The sequence below is a fragment of the Bacillus sp. FJAT-25509 genome (genome assembly GCF_001420605.1).
Taxonomy (GTDB): Bacteria; Bacillota; Bacilli; order Bacillales; family Bacillaceae_G; genus Gottfriedia.
Window position 1 is genome coordinate 15,680 of sequence record NZ_LJIZ01000033.1, and the last position, 17,746, is coordinate 33,425.

Here is a 17,746-nt window from a genome sequence, read left to right on the forward strand (position 1 = left end):
TATGCGTTAGTTATGTAAGGAAATTTAGTTTTATAATTCTATTACCGAAGTCAGCATCAACAAAATTATCGCTAATATTTTTATATAGAAAGAAAGATTTGAGCAAAAAAACATTACCTAATATCTTAAAAGTAAAGCCAAGCTTATTATTATAATAATTACTTTTACATTCTTTAACTAAATTATTAATTATAAAAACATACTTGCACTCTTAAGTAACTAATTTTATTTATTAATAATATGGTCGTCAACTTACTCCCTGATTTAGTTGAATAGAAATCTATATTAAAGTAGAACAATTAAACTTCGAAATCATCAATTATTTCTACTACTTTAATTTTCCCATTAATTAATAGCTCAGGAAGTTCATTAGTAACATTACCCTTCCAATATTCTCTAGCTTGTTCAATTTTCCGAGCAAATGGTACACCATCTTCCTTTGGTAAAAGATTTCCATCCCCTTCAAAGGAACTCCCATTAACGCTTAGTTTAACGATTTGTAAAACTTTTCTATTGAACGAATCAAATATTCCCTTCCATTTCAAAGCATCTTCGTAATTTTTGGCAGCGTATAAGCAAGACAGTCTAGACGGATATTCTGGATATTCTTGTAGTCTAACCATTTCTAAAATTACTTCTCTAATTGCCCTAGTTGTTTGACCTACATACTTCTTAGCAACTTCAGCGTTTTCTGCATCCAGTTTCAAACCTGTTTCAGTAAAATGTCTGTAAAAAATCTGTATGAAATCTTCACCTTTAGTATTTAATTGCTCCATTTCAAAAAAGAAGCTATATAAGGTATTTTTCTGTTCACTGTTGAATTCAATTATCTGCCCAAGGATCATTTTTTTTCTAGTAACAATGTGATAAACATATATTTCATTATCTTTCATAGTTCGTCTCCTACTTGAATACATCATTAATTATCCTTATTTTACCAGAAATAATAAATCCTTTGTTCAACTAATCAACCATAAATTGAAATAGAGAATGATCGAATAATGATTATCCTCTTATTTTTTGTTTAGCTAATGTACTGCTTTAGTTGAATAATTTAATACCACTCGTTTACTAATAGACCGTAAATAATATGGTCTACATAATGGTCATACAACCACTCTGCTTGCCTGATTTTACCTTCTTCAACGAATCCAAATCTTTCAGGAAGTGCTCTACTTTTGTTATTTTCAACAGCGACACTAACTTCAATTTTATTCAGTCCAAGATTTTTAAATCCATAATCAATTAAAGATTTAAATGCTTTTGACATAATTCCTTTACCTTGGAAGTGCTCCCCTAACCAATAGCCAATTGTTCCAATTTTATTTAACTTATTAATGTCGTTAAAACCAATTGTACCTGCAATTTTCCCTTTATAAATAATAGCGAATGACCTAGGTATTCCACCATTTTCAGCAAATGATTTCAACCTTGCATTAATATTTTGAGCAGTATCTTCTACACTTTCAATGAAATCTAACCAACCAAGCCATTCTTTTAAGTAAGCCTTTGAACTGATCGTTAAATTATAAAATTCTTCAGCATCATTAATATTCAACATTCTTAACGACACATCTTCGTCGACCTTATGTATTAACATTTCTTTCCCCTCGCTAATAAAAAACGTTTTTAAATATTTTACCAAAAATATCCTATTACTTCATACTTCTTATTGAACTATACTGACATTTTAGTAGATAACAAAAAGGATGGAAATCTATGAACAAAGAAAGTTTATATTCTTTGTTCATAGTAAAAATGATTCATTCTTTCTTTCTACCTACGACAGGTTATCGCCAAATAAAGCGTATATCGCAGAGGTTCGGATTACATCAAGTCTTAATGAAACCATAGATTCAAAAACGATTGCTTTTTCGGACGACAAACATTACAAGCAAACCAAAAGGAGTCAAGGATGTATCATATACAATAAATAATGAATCAGCTAGCATTCAGTATGCTCGATTAGGCGACCCGAACGTTAAACAAATTCATTTCGAAGCAATTGATGACTCATACATGGCTGTTAAAAGATCAGATCAGAATGGAGTTGTAACAGAGGATCAATCAGAAGAAATGCCGTTTGATTAATCGGAAATCAAGGGGAAAACCATTCGGATTTATACAACTGATGGAAATAATAATAAAAGCGCATTTGAGACGATCGACATCCCATAATAATCATCTTTAATAGTGCAATAAATGTGCACATCAGATAAAACAAAACCCACCATCTATTGGTGGGTTCGATTATATTATTTAACCAACGTTCTCAGTTAGCTTTATCTTTTTTTGTAGGCATTCAAAATTAAATAATAAAATGATATTAATTTACTGTACGGCTCAATTCTTCACGAAGTCCGTTGCTAGCTAATTTATCCATATTTAGAAGCAGCGTTTTAACTTGTACAAAATCATCAGCACTTTCTAGTTCAAAGATTGCTACTAGATTGTTGTTATTGTCTTTAGAAACCTTCATTTTGTATTTACGTTTACGGAATAGTCGTTCTACCTTTGTTCCACGAGCTACAGAAATTCTGTAAGTGTCATTGTTATAGACTGTCCCCGCATCAAATCCATTATATGAAAAATTTGTAAAATCCTCATTAGGTATAGATACATCGATGTCTAATTCTTTGTTAAGAATAAAATCTTTCAGTAGGTCTAGTTTCGTCATTATCAATTCCTCCTTAGCCAATGGTGGCTTCTCTTGTAGTCGGAAAGTCAACCTCTGAAATATTAAAGGTCAGAGCTCATAATAGATAGCTCTTCTTCCTATTCAAATGATCATTTACCTCAAAATGAACTTGAATAAGTTTAATTTTATCATAATAATCCAAAAACATATAATAGTAGCTATTTTGTTAATTTGGCAACTCCATTTACTTCAACTAATTTGACCAGGCTATTACATTGATAATCAAGAATCAGGAAGAAATATTCAATAGATAGCATCAACCAAATGATTATTATATGTTCCTTTTCTACTAAACATAATTACTGTAGTTCTCAAGTTTTAAAAAAATTATATTTCATACTTTGTAGACTTTGTTTTAGAAGAAATCGAATGAGTTGAGATGATTCCATCTTTATTTACCTTAATCCCATGTAATATCCCACCATATGCAGCTGCCCCATCAATACAGATCTTCGTTTTACAAGGTGAATACCAAATATCGAATTTCCCTTCAGTTTTGTGAAGGATTGATGTTGGGGTATGACCGAAAATAAATGTTTTATTTGTTTCATTTTTACCGTAGTGGAACGCATCGCGAATCCAGTAAAATTCCTTGTCAGTCGTTTCTTTCCAATCTTCAAGATTAAGGTCGACTCCAGCATGAACGAATACATAATTTTCCCATTCAAAATACAATGGTCTAGATTTAATAAATTGTAGTTCAGATTCAAATTGCTCTTTCATTAATTGCGCTACTTCATTGGGACCTCTTTTATTTGTAATTTCAAATTTAAAAAATGAATTAATGGTTTCTAAACCACCCTGTCCGTAATAATACGCTTGTTTAAACTCAGGTTGCTCAAGCCAGTCCAATAACATTTGCTCATGATTTCCTAGTATAACAACCGCTCCGAATTCTTTTTCTAATTGTTGCGCTCTTATCAAAACCTCGTATGGATTCTCACCACGATCTACTAAATCTCCTAGTAACACTAGCCTTTCATGATCTGGATTCCATTGTTTAAGTAATTTTTCTAATTCATTTATACTGCCGTGTATATCTCCAATTGCAAATACCGTATCCGTATCCTTATCCATACATCCAACCCCTTCTGTAAACCTATTATTCCCACTAAATTGTTTAAATAATATAAATAGTTTAACAAATATGAATTACTAAAGTAAGTTATCCGTCTTATTGCCTTTTTACGTAATAAAGTTTTATTTAATTGTCCAATTATATCTAGGATAGTTTTTTTACCGCAGGGAATAATGAAAAGGTAAAATTTTGGTAAAGGGGATTTTTGAAATGAGTAATGAAAATAAAGATTTAAATAACAATGACTTTTTTATTGCAGATTTAACTAGTGATGCGAAGAGTAAGATTGAGAATTTGGAAGAAGAATTGGATATTACTTTGGTTGCTTATGATTGTAAGAAGTGAGTTTTCTAAGAGCGCTTTCCAGGGGTGCTCTTTTTTATTTTCTAAAAAAATAACACTCTTTTTAGTGAATGTTAAAGTAAGTATGTTTTAAATTTACAAGTAACTTTCTTGATGATGAATCACAATAAAATTGCTCCAAATTTGTAATGCCTCTTCGACTTTCTTCTGGACTAAAAATAATAAAGTTCCAAGGAAGTAAAAAAATAGGATTTATTTAGACGCTACCCGTATGATGAATAGACAAGCAACAAAAAACCATTTGTAGAATTAAGTAGATTAATGGAGAAAGGTTACAAAAGGAATTTCTAATTTCAAAAAAGAATTATTTCTTAAGGTGGTGGTATTCATGGGAGAACTAACGAATATGTTAAAAGATTTTCCAATAATTAATTTCGAATCGAAAAAACAATATCTACTGAAAGAAATATCAAAACGTTATCCGAATAATATAAAATTGCTTGAATTAGTAAATCAATTTAGAAAAAGCAATACTATCGTTTTTCCAAATGATTACCCTTTATCAAATGAATTCGTAAATACGTTATATATAGCTTTAAACTCTGATGAGGGTACGATTGAATTGTTGCTAAAAGAAAAGTTAGATGAACAAAATAAAGAATTAAAGGAAGATTATGACTACAAAATAAATTCTATCTTAAACCATTACGAAAGATTCATTAGCCTTTTGGAAGCTTATGATAATGAACTGGCGATTACATCGAACCATTTAGGTAGAAAAATTAACACACAAACTATTATCGACCTAGCAAGAAAACTAAAAATAGAATTAAAATCGATAGAATAGATAATAGGAACCTAACTTGGTTCCTTTTTGTTTATAATGTACCTCGCTGTAAATAAGTATTTAGTTTTGAAATAATTTCAGGATCGTTATCTTTAATACTCATTATTTCTCCGATAACTCTTTCCTGTTTTTTTCCGTCTTCTATTGATTCAATTAGATTTAATGTGTATTGTGGAATAGCTTTTCCATCGAAAAACCTAAATTGAATAGCATTCTTTAACATTGTTGATTTAGCTCTTACTTGACTAATTTGTTGAATATTGGTTGCAATTGAAGTCATAATTTCTTCGTCCCCTTCCAAAATATATTCATTTAATTCATTAATTATTTTTTCTAAAATTTTATCATCAGGTTGGAAGTAATAATCTAGGAATAATGTTATCATATTTGCTTTATCAGTGCCTAAAAAACCATACGATTCTATAACCTTTTGAAGACATGAAACTAAGATTTCGTAATCATCCTCTGAGTTGTCTCTATACATTAAAGGAGCTAAAGCCCAAATAATGGGATGATGATTAATACTTGAGTCTCGCCAGTAGAAATTTTTAAGATGAACTTCATTAAATGTAAAGACGTTTTTTTCTAATCCATCAACTGAATTGTATTCATACCTATTTCTAACTCCCGTGCGAGGGTATGAATTGAAACAAATAGCAAATGAATACACTGAACAATCAGGGTGATTACTTCTAATTAAACAATTGTACTCATATACTCTCCTCTGAAATTTTTTTTGAGAATAAGACTGGTTCTCGAAGTGAAGTAAAGTCTTCTTTTCCTCATCTTTTAAATGGACTTCAAAAAGAACATCAACAAATCTCGGTTCATTTTCCTTTATATTGAGTTTAGGTATGTCCGTTCCCTCGGATAGCAATCTAACGTGTCTGCTCCAATCAATTTTAAAATTAAAATCTGGATAAAAACATTGTAAATATTCTTCCAAAAACAGATGGAGGAGGTTTTTAAACATCCTATCGTGTCCTAAATTTTCAAATTCTTTACCCATATTTCCTCCTGGAAACGCATTTAGAATCAATTGTTTTTATAAATTGAAAAACAATGCTGTCTCTTGTATAGGTTCTTTTATTATATTGGATCTACTTGCACCAACCTTATCCTCCTTAAGTGTCTCATGTGAATCATAACTTTTTGAAGATCCGCTAATTTCGTTTTTGGGTCCTGGTTTTAAAAAGAAAATCAACAAAAAAACAATCGCAATAAAAGTTAAAATAAGAAATAATATTACTCTAAAAAAGCTCCCCATTATCCTCACCTTTTTCTTCAAATTACTAATCAAATAACTCTAGAACATTTAAATTCCAACATAAACTAAGTTAATCCAAAGTGAAGATACTAAAATTAAACTCAAACTTAGTCCAATGTTGATCTTCTCTTTCCATCTCTTATCTGATGGAATAATTGAAATCAGAAAACTCAGCAGGCTTAATAAAATACTTATACAATTTAAACTTAAAAATAGATTGAAGTTGTTAAATCCGTTATAGGTGACATTTAAAATGAAAACTGAATAACTAATGATAAGATAGTAGAAACTTTTCAAATTTAACCCATCCCTGAGAAAATGTTTTGTTTTTTGATTATATTAACATATTAAATTCTGGAAAAATGTTCTATATTTGAAAAATGTATGAAGATGAACTAATTATTAACGTTTGTTCCTTAAATTGTAACAATTAGTCATAATCTCTTTTATAAGAAAGATGGACTCAGAAGATGATTTTTAAACTACTGAAAATTCATATGTGTTTGCAACAAGTAATATAAAAGAAAAAGAACGATATAGAATTATCGTTCCGTTAAAAGGTAATGTAAAAATTAAAGGTAAAAATGATAGACTTCCAAACAAGGAAATTTTAAAAGAATTTAAAAATGCATTAAAGAAAAACGAATTAAGATTAATGCTTCCCCTTAATTATTGATATCAATTAATCACCACATATGAAGGTTCCCTAAGATCACTTCATTTGATGAAAAAATTCATCCAATGCTTCCCTCATCAATTTGCTTGGATAAGAACGTAACTTGTATAAAGGCGTGTCATTAAGATCAAGATTTAAGTGAAGCAAACTAATTATTTCATCTTCCTCTACCCTGTGGTAAACATAAGATTCAGCAAGATAAATCATATCATTCATTTGCGAAATAATACTTCGATCGCTTGTCGCAGTGTATTGAATTTCACCTAGTTGTTTCATATATTGATCAACTTTCTCCACATCAAATTCATTTGCCAGAAAATTTGTCACAATACTTCTCTTCATTAACTCTTCAAAATTTGTAAAATCCTTTTTTAATAGACCATACATAACAAAACAATATCTTGTTACATTATTCATTACCAATACACATTTTTTACGGCCAATTTTAAAGATATTAGCATGCCAGCAAAAAAGTTGATTCTCGTTTGATAAATCTGGTTTCTCTACTTTTATTTTTATTTCATCTGAAAGTTTTTTTGTTAATTGAATGTACATGTTCTCAATTCCTCATTTTTATTTTTCTATAAACAATTATATCTTAATTCATTTTTTGAATCACTTACCAGACTACTCTCTGATGAAAATGTTTTGCATAATAAAAAAAAGTGACTTTTTACTAGTCACTTTTTCATATCTTCTACATTTTAACCAATGGTACTGAAACAGAATCAAGAAACGCTTTTAATCCTTCACTATTCGATACTGCGTTTTTTGGGAGTACAAATGCCCGATTTGATGCATAAAAGAAATAAAATGCATAATCTGCTTCTTTCACTTCAAGTATGTGCTCCCACTTGATAAAAGTCTCTTCGATCGGCGTTTTTTCAAGAAGTCCTTTTTGATCTAAAACGATTTCAGTCTCCCCAAATATCTTTTTATTTCTAGGATCTTTTGTAAACGAAGCTACACTTCTTTTGATTCGTTGCTTTTGATCGTACGGAGTGAAAAAAAAGTGCACTACAGCTAATACGATTATTAGCCAAAGATAATTCATAATCTTGACGTCTAACACATATGCGTACAAACAGAGCAAACCGAAAAAGTAGAGAGAAGCACCAGATCGTTGCTGTAAATAGCCTTTCCCTTTTGAGTTCGAGCTGTGCATATCAAGGTTAAAACGGTATACATCATTTTCTTCGTAATTAAAAGTAAAATTCATGCTGTCCCTGCTTCCCTATTTTCATAAAAAAAGTGACCAAATTGATCACTCTTTAAAGCGTTCATCCACTTAATGTTTTATTTTCTAATTAATCCAACAATTCTAATTATACTGAATGAATTACTAGAAAACAATGGACAGACATCACCCAACTTACTACCTTTTTCTGGAAGAATGGTCTTTCAATCGCATATGATAATAGTTTGATAATTTACCAAAATAATCCCAAATACTTAAAGAATTATATTGATTCATTTAAGTAAAATTTACTTGAAATCGGTAAAAATAGTCTTATTTAGCTTAATTATTTTTAGATTCGATGATTAGAATTTCATTAAACAAGCCTATAGTCTTTCTAATTGTCGAAAAATAAATGTGTATTGAAGCCCATGGTTATGCCTGATTTTTTATAGTAGCATTAGAGACCTCAGTGTTCTTAATAATAAACAACAGGGGTGATTTGGTGCTTAATAAAAAAATCTTATCATTGGTTACTTTAGGATTATTAGTTTCACCATTGTCTTTAGGAACTGTTAAGGCAGAAGGAAACGGATACGATTTATCAAAGAAGATGATTGAACATCAGGTTAAAAAACCTCTTCAAAAAGGAATCCTAGATTTTCACACGTTTAATCAGCTTGGAAAAGAAGTAAAATCTGCTCGATCCTTTTCAGTAAAAAGCTTTAATAAAACGGGGACCATGAATAAAGGTAATGTCACTAGTGCAGATGATGATTTTATTTATGAGACGGAATATAATGATGATTTTCCTTATGCAGATAATACTTCATATGACAAAATCTTGATTGGGCAATTACTTCCTTTATATGATTTAGATTTACATAAAGTAGTTGTACCGACTGATGGACTTTTATTTGTAGCTGGGGCAACTAACTCTATTAATATTGATCTTTTATTTGCAGCTGTAGAAAAGGATTATGCTGAGAGTAATAAATTAGTATACTTAGGTTCGGAGTATGACGATGACGGCACTGAGTATCAAGCATATCAAGCTAAAGCTGGCACTTATTATGTAGGAGTTATGGATTATGATAATGCAGACGATATTGACAATAATACCGAAAATGACTTATATGCTATCATAACTGGTTTCGAGGACAACGTTGCGCCAAATAAACCGACCGTAAATAAAGTTGATAATAATGATATAGTTGTTACAGGTAAAGCAGAAGCAAATTCTACTATTACTGTTAAAGCTGGTAGTAATCAATTAGGTACTGCTAAAACATCATCAAAAGGAACCTATTCTGTAACAATAAAAAAACAAGCAGCAGGAGTTACTTTAAGTGTCATTGCAAAAGATGCTGCAGGTAATACTAGTGCAGCAGCAACTACAAAAGTTGTTGATGTTATCGCACCAGCTAAGCCAATCGTAAATAAAGTTGATAATAATGACAAAGTTGTGACTGGAAAGGCAGAGGCTAATTCTACTGTTACTGTTAAAAGAGGATCTACAGTACTGGGTACCGCTAAAGCTAATTTGTCTGGAAACTATTCACTACCTATTGCCGTTCAAAGTGCAGGAACAAAGCTGACTGTAACAGCTAAAGATGCTGCTGGAAATGTAAGTGTAGCAACAACTGTAACAGTTGTAGATGTTATTGCACCAGGTAAGCCAAAAGTTAATAAAGTAGATGACAACGACTTGAAAGTAACTGGAAAAGCAGAAGCCAACTCAACTGTAACCGTGAAAGTTGGAAGTAAAGTCCTAGGTACTGCCAAAGCTAATTCAAACGGAAACTTTACAGTTAAGATCAAAGCACAGAAAAAAGGTATTACTATTGCTGTAACTGCAAAGGATGCTGCTGGTAATACTAGTCAAGCGACTACTTTAAAAGTTGTAAGACATTAATCTAAACATTGAGCCAAGGATTAATTCCTTGGTTTTTGTTATTTAAAGTACACTAATCAATCGGATTTTTTAATAAATACTTATCAATACTTTCCCTATAAGTTTCATAGAATTCATAAAAATAATTAAGTTGGCCATCTTTAAAAATATAGATTACTCTTCTATCTTTCGTTTGATATTCTCTAATTTTATGAGTGTTTATAATTTTAGTTCTAGCCTTTTCCCCACCTTCGTAAGCTAAGCTATTTGATGAATGAATATTTATATTAATTCTATTTGAAAGATGCACTTCAATATATGGTGAAATGAAACCATCATCTATTAGATAAACATCTTTCACTTCAAATCCAGAAGGAATTAGAATTGTTTGGTTTGTATTTAATTTTTTACTTATTTCATTTTTCTCTATTTTAATCTTTGTATCTGGGGTTGGTAGGAAAAACATTATGTATAAATACATTATTAAGCCGATCCCTACAATTGAAATAAAAGAGTAGAAAATTACCTTTAGCATCATTCTCAAACCTCTCATCATATTTAAAATAGCTCCACTTGTGAAAATAGTAACATACTTAAATGCATTTTAATTAAAGTAATTTTGAAATTAATATGAAGGTTTTTTAATAAAAAAAGAGCATCCCCCCAGAGATACTCTTTTTAGTAAAACTTATTTTTGCAAATTCATATTATACAACTTACTCATTTCCAAAATTTGCTCCTGAACTTTATCAATCACTGATGGCGGACTTATTACCTGAGCATCCTTTCCCCAAGTTAAAATCCAAGTAATCAATCCATCACTAATTGCAGCTTTTGTCGTTAAGATGAAATGCTCCTCATCCACTTGCTGAATATCAGCTTTTAATCCAAAACGATCAAGTACGACATTTAATAATCCTCTTTTGAACTTAATTTTTACGTAATCAGGTTCACCAGCAAACATATTAAAAACCGTACTCAAGTATTCATCTACATTAAAACGATCATCTGGGAATTTTTCTTCCGTTCTCTTAACTTCTCGCATTCGGTCTACACGGAAATGTCTAAGTTGATCGTCAGGTAGGCTTTTTGTAATCAGATAATAGTAGTCATTTGACCAAATTACTGCGAGTGGCTTTACTGAATACTTTTTTCCATCATGGCTTAATTCAAATTCTTTCTTAAAATTATATCGGCCATATTGAAATGTCAGTAATTTTTTCTCAGCAATGGCTTGATGAATTTGATCGATTGAGAAGTGAATTCGGTTACTTTCACTCTTAATAGCAGTATCTGGGATAATGCCATTGTGAAGCTTTTTGGCTTCGTTTTCACTTGTAAGTTTTTTTAATTTATCAATAATTTTTTTGGTTTCTTGTTTATTTAAAAATCTTGAAGCTGTAACAGCATCTACTAATAAACGGAGTTCATGTAATTCAAATAGTCTTTCTTGGTGACTATATGTAGTTGCCTTACCATCTGAAGCGTTTTCAATTACATCAAAACCAACATCCACTAATACCGATATATCTTTTAAAAATGTATTTTTACTATACGAAAAGTCTTCTTCTCCTGCTGCTAATCTCTTTTTTATTTCATCAAACGTAAACTCACGATCAATATCTGTTTTACTTTCTAATAGCTTCATTAGTTTATAGAAACGTTCTCGGTTTTCCATGGATTCCTCCGTTTATTTAGTAAAATTCATAAGATGTATTTTATATGTAACTTAATCTGATTTTAATTTTAACATATTTAATTGGTAAAAATTATGGTTAAAAAATACTAGTCTTTTTTTACTAGAAAAATACCCTATAGAGTAGCTTCTATTAGCTATCTACTCTATAGGGTACTTTTTAAGGTGGAGATGCTTTTATTCGTTTGATATTATTCCATCATCGTAATCTTTATAAATTGTAACAAATTCCCTTTGGGCTATTATTAAGTCTCTAGGAGTTTTTAAATCAATTAGTGTAATTTCACGTTTATGGTTAATTGGTAAGTCTTCTTCTGAATTCCATGAAGCGAAATATTCTATTACGCCACTCTCATTAACAGCCTCTTTAATGTATTCATATAAAATCTTCAAACATTTATCACCTTCTGGAGAAATCCGTTTTTCTCCTTTCATTGGAACTTGTTGAGACATCATACATACTTGATGCTTATATTGGAAGTGTTTAGAGAAACTAAAAATCCTTTTTTCCTCTTGATTATAATTCCTTTCCATATATAAATGTGTAAAATCTAGTTCATTTGCATAAACATTAGGTGAAATAGGATTTTTACCAAAGGAACCTTCTTTCAGTCGCATTGGTGAAGAAATATAATGATATTGTGTCATGAATAGATCCTCCTTTTCTAATTAACCGGTACGCCATAGAAAGCGTGCACATCTGGAGTACGCTTTGCCGGATGATCGTGATAATAAAATTAACTGAAGCAGCAACACTCTTTGACTGATTATTAAAAGATATTAATCTCTGTATCACACCGGAGTAAGTAAGTGAGTTAAAACAAAGCCAAGTTGAATACCTTGGCTTTTTAATCGTTTATTAGCTTATTTGTACAGGAATAATTTAGAAGGTTTTTTATAAGTATTCATCTATTTCCTTTTGTAAGGATTCACTAAAACTATATAGATAGATAAGTTTATTTACTCTAAAAACATACTCAATAAACTCCCCTTGGGATTGATATTCTTTAATAATTGTATTATTTATTTTTTTGTTTTAATAGGTATAGAATCTATAATCTCTATAAGATGTATTTAATTTAATTTTAATATTTAATTGGTAAAAATGATGGTTAAATAACACTAGTCTATTTTCACTAGAAAAGTATCCTATTGATTAGCTTTTTAGGTGCTTACTCAATAGGGTACTTTTTAAGGTGGAGATGCATTTTATTCGTTTGATATTATTCCATCATCGTAGTCCTTATAAATTGTAACAAACTCCCTTTGGGCTATTATTAAGTCTCTTGGAGATTTTAAATCTGTTAGTGTCATTTCCCGTTTATGGCTAATTGGTAAGTCTTCTTCTGAATTCAATGAAGCGAAATATTCTATTACGCCACTCTCATTAACAGCCTCTTTAATGTATTCATATAAAATCTTCAAACATTTATCACCTTCTGGAGAAATCCGTTTTTCTCCTTTCATTGGAACTTGTTGAGACATCATCCATACTTGATGCTTAAATTGGAAGTGTTTAGAGAAACTAAAAATCCTTTTTTCCTCTAGATCATAATTCCTTTCAATATATAGATGTGTAAAATCTAGTTCATTTGCATAAACATTAGGAGAAATAGGATTGTCACCAAATGTACCTTCTTTCAGTCGCATTGGTGAAGAAATATAATGATATTGTGTCATGAATAGATCCTCCTTTTCTAATTAACCGGATGATTCTAATATTAAACTTAACTAAATCAGCAACTCTCTTAATCTGATTTTTAGAGATAGACCACGTAGCTTTTTTAGATTTTATCCTCGATACAGCCTCTGATTTTGAAAGCCCCTTACCAATCTATACGCCTCCCGATTTCACGGTAGCTGCAAGTGACTATATGTGAAAATCTTAACATACTAATCAATAGAAAATTATGGTATTTATGATAAAACATTGAACTTTTAGTAAATTTTACGAGTTATTTCTATTTAAAAAATTATATTGTCTCACTTTTTTTGCCTTTAGATTAACGACACTTCCTATTGTCTACATCAAATAATACTCGTTCTTTTTCTTTTATGATTCTAGTGCGAAAGTCCTCGTCCAAAAAGACTAAAAACGAAATAAGCGTGATATCAAAATGTAAACAAGCATACACATTAAATATTGATTCCCAAAATTCTCCATTTCACATATACCAATAAAATTGTACAGGAGGTCAGGAATGATTGAATTTAAACATGTAAATAAGTTTTATGGCGATTTTCAAGTCTTGAAAGATATTAATCTCACAATCAATAAAGGTGAAGTTGTTGTTGTGATTGGGCCGTCTGGTTCTGGTAAGAGTACTTTGTTACGTTGTATCAATCATCTGGAATCAATTAATAACGGGACACTTACGGTCAGTGGGATTTCTGTTGGGGATAAAAAAACAGATCTCAATAAGTTAAGACGGAATATTGGAATGGTTTTTCAGCATTTTTATTTGTATCCGCACAAAACTGTGCTTGAAAATATCACTCTCGCTCCTATGAAAGCATTGGGCCAATCTAGAGAAGTTGCTGATGAAACAGCCAAACATTTTCTTGAAAAGGTAGGCATTTTAGAGAAGTCGAAATCTTATCCTTCCCAGCTTTCTGGTGGTCAGCAACAACGTGTAGCAATAGCCCGCGGACTTACGATGAAACCGGATATTATGCTTTTTGATGAACCTACTTCGGCACTTGATCCTGAAATGATTGGTGAAGTGCTAGATGTTATGAAGACTCTTGCTAGGGAAGGCATGACGATGGTTGTCGTGACTCATGAGATGGGCTTTGCCAGAGAGGTTGCCGACCGAATCGTCTTTATGGACGAGGGTCGCATATTAGAAGAAGCAACTCCGGCTGAGTTTTATGAGAACCCGCGTGAAGAACGGGCTCGCTTATTTCTCAGTCGTATATTAAATCATTAATAGGAGGTAATGGAATGTTTTTAAAAAAATTCATAAAAATGGCTTTGGTTTCAACTACGGCCGCCTTAGTTCTTGCAGGTTGTGGTGGTAAGGATGATTCTAAAAGTAAGGATGCTCTTGCACGTATTAAGGATGATAAGAAAATCGTATTTGGCGTAAAATATGACACTCGTTTATTCGGATTGAAAAACCCATCAACAGGTAAAGTAGAAGGATTTGATATTGACCTTTCCAAAGCACTGGCAAAAGAAATGTTTGGCAATGATGTTAAACCAGAATACATAGAGGTTACTTCAAAAACTAGGGTTGGCCTCTTAAATAATGGTAAAGTTGATGCGGTAGTCGCTACAATGACCATTAATGAAGAACGTAAAAAAGAAGTAGATTTTACTGATGTTTACTTTAATGCGGGACAATCTTTGCTTGTGAAAAAAGGCAGTAAAGTTCATGGACTTGCTGACTTGAAAAAAGGGACAAAAGTGCTTGCTGTTAAAGGGTCCACTTCCGCTGTAAATATTCGTCAGAAAGCTCCTAATACAACAGTACTAGAATTCGAAAATTATGCTGAAGCATTTACAGCCTTAAAAGCTGGTAAAGGTGATGCCCTAACGACTGATGACTCAATCCTTTATGGTATGAAAGAAGAAGATCCTTCATTTGAATTAGTAGGTGGAACTTTTACCCAAGAACCTTATGGAATCGCTGTTAAAAAAGGCAATAAAGATCTTGTTGACGCATTAAATAAAGCATTAAAAAGCCTGAAAGAATCAGGTAAATACGATGAAATTAAGAATAAATGGATTAAAAAATAATTATTGATATTATCGTTGGGATCTGCAGAGTCCGTAATTTTACGGACCTGCTTTTCCTGATAATTAGGAGGAAATCCTTTGATTGATTTCTCGATACTAACGGATCATATGGAGTATTTTTTAGAAGGATTAAGAGTAACCATTTTAACTAGTTTAATTGCTTTGTTGTGTAGCTTTATTTTAGGAACAATAATTGCTGTTATGCGAATTGCTCCAATTAAACCGCTTAACTGGTTAGGTTCGGTATATGTTGAATTTATACGTAATATCCCTGTACTAGTTGTTATTTTTTTCACTTACTTAGCTGGAAGCTATAGTGGGATGGTTGCAGGAACGATTGGATTAACCATCTATACAGCAGCCTTCATTGCCGAAGCAATTCGTGCCGGTATACTTTCTGTTCCAAAAGGACAAATGGAAGCGGCTCGCTCAACAGGATTGAGTTACGGACAGGCAATGAGATTAATTATACTTCCCCAGGCGATTAAAATCGTCATCCCTCCTCTTGGCAACCAATTTCTAAATTTAGTAAAAAATTCATCTTTATTAGCAGTCGTAGCTGGTGGAGATTTAATGTATCAGGGCGATCTAATATCTGCAATGACTTACGTAACGTTTGATACTTATATTTTTGTAGCCTTATTCTACTTAGTCTTAACGATTCCTTTAAGTATTGGTGTGGGATATTTAGAAAAACGCTTGGCAAGAAGTAATTAAGGAGGTGGATGAATGGATTTTCTGCAGCCGTTCGCTGATGTATATACACTAGATCATATCAAGTTTTTACTAGAAGGATTTTGGGTCACCCTTAAGGTCGCTGCCATTTCAATTGTCCTAAGTTTCATTATTGGTGGACTTATTGGTACGCTTAGATATACAAAGATTCCTGTTGTTACTCAATTACTAACCGCGATTGTTGAGATTATACGGAACCTGCCTTTACTACTGATTATTTTCTTTACGTATTTTGCCCTACCAGAAATCGGGATTGAAATGAAAATAACGACAGCTACCATCGCAGCATTAACGGTTTTTGAATCAGCTATGATTTCAGAGATTATTCGAAGTGGATTAAACTCGATCGAAAAAGGACAGATTGAAGCGGCTCGTGCGTCCGGCCTCAATTACACTCAGACATTACGTTATATTGTCTTGCCTCAAGCATTGAGACGAATGGTTCCGCCGATTGTTAGTCAATTTATTTCTTTACTAAAAGATACATGTTTAGCTGTTGTTATTGCATTGCCGGACTTATTGCATAATGGACAGATTATTTATGCGCAGAAGGAATCTTATGTGATCCCTGTTATGGTGATGGTTTCGTTGATGTATTTTATTGTTAATTATGTTTTGTCTTTGGTTGCGCGTAGATTGGAAATAAAGCAGTCTTGAGAAATCTGGTTCATTTATTGGGCCGGATTTTTTTGATGTAAAATAATTAAATTTCGTCGATAGAAAGAAATAAAAAAATCCCCCTTTTAAATGGATCTTATATTGGAGGATTTTGCATATCTTTAATGAATTCATCAATTACATTCTTCCAATTAATACGATTATAAATGCTCCTAATCCTAAAGATATAAGTAATAGTATACTTGAAAAAATTATAATATATTTTTGTTTTCTCATTAAACCAATAACTAAAGAAAATAATGAAAAAAGAAACATAAAAATAATAATAATTGAAATGGGCATAATATATCTCCTTGACTTAATACTTAGTTAGAATAGTTTGTAATACTTTCTCTTTATATATAATGAAAGTCAATTTAACATTTCTCTCTTTATCAAGATACGTTAACGTTTCTCCTATTTCTTCAAACGAGTGAATGTAGTTATTACCGTACTTATTTATAATAGTAGATATATCATCTCCTTTTCCAATCCCTTTATTAGTTTTTAGTTTAGGATCTTCAGAAAAAATACTATTAATTTTGTTGTTTTTAATTCCTATATAAAAATTCTTAAATTGATAGTTTCTATCATTTTCAACAGAAAGTATTACTACTATATCTGTGTGTTTAACTGTACTACCATATTTGCTTTTTAGATCTACCAATAGTTCAGGTGTAACTTGTTTATCAATCATAATTTCATTCATTCCTTCATTTTTTAGTGAAGTACTTTCTAGTAGTCTATTTTTTACTAAAATAGAAGTACGCTCAACAATGAAAAAACCTATTAATAGCAATACAATAATTCCAAATAGTAACGTAATATACTTCCAGGGGATTAGTTTAAATAATAGATTCCCTAGAATTAGTAATAAAATTAAAACTAAGACTTTTATTATCATTTTTTTATTCCCCCAAACTTTTACGAAATGTAGATATTCCATGACCTTTAACTACAAAAAATAGCGAAGGCT

Annotated in this window: 21 protein-coding genes; 8 read left to right on the forward strand and 13 right to left on the reverse strand. The window is 31.2% G+C overall.

From position 1 onward, the window contains the following. Window positions 1-299: 299 nt before the first annotated feature. Together AN960_RS20630 and AN960_RS20635 are read right to left on the reverse strand one after the other, a co-directional pair. The gene (locus AN960_RS20630; RefSeq protein WP_056475725.1) at window positions 300-893 is read right to left on the reverse strand and encodes a DUF2441 domain-containing protein; all 594 of its coding nucleotides are present in this window, start codon (window positions 891-893) and stop codon (window positions 300-302) included. A gap of 161 nt (window positions 894-1,054) precedes the next feature. Then, window positions 1,055-1,600, reverse strand: a complete 546-nt coding sequence (locus tag AN960_RS20635; protein WP_056475729.1) for a GNAT family N-acetyltransferase — start codon at window positions 1,598-1,600, stop codon at window positions 1,055-1,057. A gap of 266 nt (window positions 1,601-1,866) precedes the next feature. Between AN960_RS20635 and AN960_RS20640 the strand changes: the two genes are divergently transcribed. Next, a complete protein-coding gene (locus tag AN960_RS20640) occupies window positions 1,867-2,091 on the forward strand; it encodes a hypothetical protein (protein ID WP_056475732.1) in 225 nt (74 codons plus the stop codon). A gap of 235 nt (window positions 2,092-2,326) precedes the next feature. Here the strand turns inward: AN960_RS20640 and AN960_RS20645 are convergent, their stop codons facing one another. Continuing rightward, window positions 2,327-2,677 carry a hypothetical protein gene (locus tag AN960_RS20645; RefSeq protein ID WP_056475734.1) on the reverse strand — a complete coding sequence of 117 codons (351 nt, stop codon included), beginning with the start codon at window positions 2,675-2,677 and terminating at the stop codon, window positions 2,327-2,329. A 348-nt stretch (window positions 2,678-3,025) separates the two neighbouring features. After that, the gene (locus AN960_RS20650; RefSeq protein ID WP_082459622.1) at window positions 3,026-3,775 is read right to left on the reverse strand and encodes a metallophosphoesterase family protein; all 750 of its coding nucleotides are present in this window, start codon (window positions 3,773-3,775) and stop codon (window positions 3,026-3,028) included. Between the two features lie 211 nt (window positions 3,776-3,986). Between AN960_RS20650 and AN960_RS25200 the strand changes: the two genes are divergently transcribed. Next, the gene (locus tag AN960_RS25200) at window positions 3,987-4,121 is read left to right on the forward strand and encodes a hypothetical protein (protein WP_286131769.1); all 135 of its coding nucleotides are present in this window, start codon (window positions 3,987-3,989) and stop codon (window positions 4,119-4,121) included. A gap of 346 nt (window positions 4,122-4,467) precedes the next feature. After that, window positions 4,468-4,926, forward strand: a complete 459-nt coding sequence (locus AN960_RS20655) for a hypothetical protein (protein WP_056475737.1) — start codon at window positions 4,468-4,470, stop codon at window positions 4,924-4,926. A gap of 31 nt (window positions 4,927-4,957) precedes the next feature. On the opposite strand, the gene AN960_RS20660 is transcribed toward AN960_RS20655, so the two are convergent. From AN960_RS20660 to AN960_RS20675, 3 genes are all read right to left on the reverse strand, one after another. Further along, window positions 4,958-5,935, reverse strand: coding sequence for an RpnC/YadD family protein (locus AN960_RS20660; protein WP_056475740.1), 978 nt, complete (start codon window positions 5,933-5,935; stop codon window positions 4,958-4,960). A gap of 970 nt (window positions 5,936-6,905) precedes the next feature. After that, window positions 6,906-7,424 (reverse strand): DUF6933 domain-containing protein, encoded by a 519-nt coding sequence (locus tag AN960_RS20670; RefSeq protein WP_056475745.1) that lies wholly within the window; start codon window positions 7,422-7,424, stop codon window positions 6,906-6,908. 142 nt (window positions 7,425-7,566) lie between these two features. Continuing rightward, on the reverse strand, window positions 7,567-8,088 hold the full coding sequence (locus AN960_RS20675; protein WP_056475748.1) for a YcxB family protein: 522 nt from the start codon (window positions 8,086-8,088) through the stop codon (window positions 7,567-7,569). A 463-nt stretch (window positions 8,089-8,551) separates the two neighbouring features. Here AN960_RS20675 and AN960_RS20680 point away from each other — a divergent pair, with 463 nt between their 5' ends. Beyond that, window positions 8,552-9,961, forward strand: coding sequence for an Ig-like domain-containing protein (locus tag AN960_RS20680; protein ID WP_056475750.1), 1,410 nt, complete (start codon window positions 8,552-8,554; stop codon window positions 9,959-9,961). A 52-nt stretch (window positions 9,962-10,013) separates the two neighbouring features. Here the strand turns inward: AN960_RS20680 and AN960_RS20685 are convergent, their stop codons facing one another. The 4 genes from AN960_RS20685 to AN960_RS20700 all read right to left on the reverse strand — a co-directional run bounded on the left by AN960_RS20685 (window position 10,014) and on the right by AN960_RS20700 (window position 13,316). Beyond that, the gene (locus tag AN960_RS20685) at window positions 10,014-10,478 is read right to left on the reverse strand and encodes a hypothetical protein (protein ID WP_056475753.1); all 465 of its coding nucleotides are present in this window, start codon (window positions 10,476-10,478) and stop codon (window positions 10,014-10,016) included. A gap of 150 nt (window positions 10,479-10,628) precedes the next feature. Further along, the gene (locus AN960_RS20690) at window positions 10,629-11,618 is read right to left on the reverse strand and encodes a helix-turn-helix transcriptional regulator (protein ID WP_056475756.1); all 990 of its coding nucleotides are present in this window, start codon (window positions 11,616-11,618) and stop codon (window positions 10,629-10,631) included. A gap of 195 nt (window positions 11,619-11,813) precedes the next feature. Further along, on the reverse strand, window positions 11,814-12,284 hold the full coding sequence (locus tag AN960_RS20695) for a hypothetical protein (RefSeq protein WP_056475759.1): 471 nt from the start codon (window positions 12,282-12,284) through the stop codon (window positions 11,814-11,816). Between the two features lie 561 nt (window positions 12,285-12,845). After that, window positions 12,846-13,316: a hypothetical protein gene (locus tag AN960_RS20700; protein ID WP_056475762.1), complete on the reverse strand. Its 471-nt coding sequence runs from the start codon at window positions 13,314-13,316 to the stop codon at window positions 12,846-12,848. Between the two features lie 521 nt (window positions 13,317-13,837). On the opposite strand from AN960_RS20700, the gene AN960_RS20705 reads away from it, so the two are divergent. The 4 genes from AN960_RS20705 (at window position 13,838) to AN960_RS20720 (ending at window position 16,770) form a co-directional block, all read left to right on the forward strand. After that, a complete protein-coding gene (locus AN960_RS20705) occupies window positions 13,838-14,566 on the forward strand; it encodes an amino acid ABC transporter ATP-binding protein (RefSeq protein WP_056475765.1) in 729 nt (242 codons plus the stop codon). 14 nt (window positions 14,567-14,580) lie between these two features. Continuing rightward, a complete protein-coding gene (locus tag AN960_RS20710) occupies window positions 14,581-15,378 on the forward strand; it encodes a transporter substrate-binding domain-containing protein (protein WP_056475768.1) in 798 nt (265 codons plus the stop codon). Between the two features lie 78 nt (window positions 15,379-15,456). After that, on the forward strand, window positions 15,457-16,095 hold the full coding sequence (locus AN960_RS20715) for an amino acid ABC transporter permease (protein WP_056475769.1): 639 nt from the start codon (window positions 15,457-15,459) through the stop codon (window positions 16,093-16,095). Between the two features lie 12 nt (window positions 16,096-16,107). Further along, window positions 16,108-16,770, forward strand: coding sequence for an amino acid ABC transporter permease (locus tag AN960_RS20720; protein ID WP_056475772.1), 663 nt, complete (start codon window positions 16,108-16,110; stop codon window positions 16,768-16,770). 138 nt (window positions 16,771-16,908) lie between these two features. Here AN960_RS20720 and AN960_RS24640 read toward each other — a convergent pair whose 3' ends face one another. Together AN960_RS24640 and AN960_RS20730 are read right to left on the reverse strand one after the other, a co-directional pair. Continuing rightward, window positions 16,909-17,073: a hypothetical protein gene (locus tag AN960_RS24640; RefSeq protein ID WP_156339738.1), complete on the reverse strand. Its 165-nt coding sequence runs from the start codon at window positions 17,071-17,073 to the stop codon at window positions 16,909-16,911. 16 nt (window positions 17,074-17,089) lie between these two features. After that, window positions 17,090-17,674, reverse strand: coding sequence for a hypothetical protein (locus tag AN960_RS20730; protein ID WP_056475777.1), 585 nt, complete (start codon window positions 17,672-17,674; stop codon window positions 17,090-17,092). Window positions 17,675-17,746: the final 72 nt, after the last annotated feature.

Bases quoted from the DNA above. Each gene is read 5' to 3' on its own strand.
- AN960_RS20655 (WP_056475737.1), top strand. From the start codon at position 4,468: ATGGGAGAACTAACGAATATGTTAAAAGATTTTCCAATAATTAATTTC.
- AN960_RS20630 (WP_056475725.1), bottom strand. From the start codon at position 893: ATGAAAGATAATGAAATATATGTTTATCACATTGTTACTAGAAAAAAA.
- AN960_RS20710 (WP_056475768.1), top strand. From the start codon at position 14,581: ATGTTTTTAAAAAAATTCATAAAAATGGCTTTGGTTTCAACTACGGCC.
- AN960_RS24640 (WP_156339738.1), bottom strand. From the start codon at position 17,073: ATGCCCATTTCAATTATTATTATTTTTATGTTTCTTTTTTCATTATTT.
- AN960_RS20685 (WP_056475753.1), bottom strand. From the start codon at position 10,478: ATGATGCTAAAGGTAATTTTCTACTCTTTTATTTCAATTGTAGGGATC.
- AN960_RS20675 (WP_056475748.1), bottom strand. From the start codon at position 8,088: ATGAATTTTACTTTTAATTACGAAGAAAATGATGTATACCGTTTTAAC.
- AN960_RS25200 (WP_286131769.1), top strand. From the start codon at position 3,987: ATGAGTAATGAAAATAAAGATTTAAATAACAATGACTTTTTTATTGCA.
- AN960_RS20705 (WP_056475765.1), top strand. From the start codon at position 13,838: ATGATTGAATTTAAACATGTAAATAAGTTTTATGGCGATTTTCAAGTC.
- AN960_RS20670 (WP_056475745.1), bottom strand. From the start codon at position 7,424: ATGTACATTCAATTAACAAAAAAACTTTCAGATGAAATAAAAATAAAA.
- AN960_RS20720 (WP_056475772.1), top strand. From the start codon at position 16,108: ATGGATTTTCTGCAGCCGTTCGCTGATGTATATACACTAGATCATATC.
- AN960_RS20645 (WP_056475734.1), bottom strand. From the start codon at position 2,677: ATGACGAAACTAGACCTACTGAAAGATTTTATTCTTAACAAAGAATTA.
- AN960_RS20635 (WP_056475729.1), bottom strand. From the start codon at position 1,600: ATGTTAATACATAAGGTCGACGAAGATGTGTCGTTAAGAATGTTGAAT.
- AN960_RS20690 (WP_056475756.1), bottom strand. From the start codon at position 11,618: ATGGAAAACCGAGAACGTTTCTATAAACTAATGAAGCTATTAGAAAGT.
- AN960_RS20660 (WP_056475740.1), bottom strand. From the start codon at position 5,935: ATGGGTAAAGAATTTGAAAATTTAGGACACGATAGGATGTTTAAAAAC.
- AN960_RS20650 (WP_082459622.1), bottom strand. From the start codon at position 3,775: ATGGATAAGGATACGGATACGGTATTTGCAATTGGAGATATACACGGC.
- AN960_RS20730 (WP_056475777.1), bottom strand. From the start codon at position 17,674: ATGATAATAAAAGTCTTAGTTTTAATTTTATTACTAATTCTAGGGAAT.
- AN960_RS20700 (WP_056475762.1), bottom strand. From the start codon at position 13,316: ATGACACAATATCATTATATTTCTTCACCAATGCGACTGAAAGAAGGT.
- AN960_RS20695 (WP_056475759.1), bottom strand. From the start codon at position 12,284: ATGACACAATATCATTATATTTCTTCACCAATGCGACTGAAAGAAGGT.